1 pseudogene is annotated in these 800 nt (G+C 63.2%); it reads left to right on the top strand.

Annotated elements, in window-relative coordinates:
• A pseudogene (locus tag OEJ36_RS30390) lies at nucleotides 1-800 on the top strand (hypothetical protein); the annotation flags it as partial.

An 800-nucleotide genomic window follows, 5' to 3' on the forward strand; every position in this document is an offset into this window, starting at 1 on the left:
GACGGCGATGGCATCGAAACCGTCGGCGCCAACGCCGGCATCACCTTCGACTTCGATGGCGACGGCCTGAAGACCGGCACCGGCTGGGTCAAGGGCGACGACGGTTTCCTCGTGCTGGACCGCAATGGCAACGGCCAGATCGACAACGGCGGCGAGCTATTCGGCGTCGACACCGTCAAGGTCAACGGCCAGAAGGCCAGCAATGGCTTCGATGCGCTCAAGGATTTCGACAGCAACGGCGATGGCGTCTTCGATGCCCAGGACACCCAGTTCGCCAACGTGAAGATCTGGCAGGACGCCAACCAGGACGGCATCGCCCAGGCGGGCGAACTCAAGACCTTGGCCGAGCACAATATCGTCGCCATCAACCTGGATTCGACGGCGAGCAACCACAACTCCAACGGCAACCTGATCAGCGCCGTCGGCAGCTTCGTCCGTGGCGATGGCAGTGAAGGCACCGTCAACGCCAACCAGAGCCTGGCCGCCAACCTGGACCTGGCCAGCAACCCCTTCTATCGCGAGTTCACCGACCCCATCGCCCTGGACGACACGGCCAAGGCGCTGCCGGACATGAAAGGCTCTGGCGCGGTGCGTGACCTGCGCGAAGCCTCGATGCTCAATGCCGAACTCAAGACCCTGCTGGCCACCTACTCCCAGGCGCAGACCCGCGAAGAGCAGATGGGCCTGCTGGATCAGCTGATCGCCGAATGGGCCAAGAGCGCCGACTACAAGACCTTCGATGAACGCATCGACGCGCTGGATGACGGCAGCACGGATGTGCGCTTCCAGTATTCCTGGGA

It is taken from the genome of Pseudomonas sp. PDM13, assembly GCF_025685765.1.
Lineage (GTDB): Bacteria > Pseudomonadota > Gammaproteobacteria > Pseudomonadales > Pseudomonadaceae > Metapseudomonas > Metapseudomonas solani.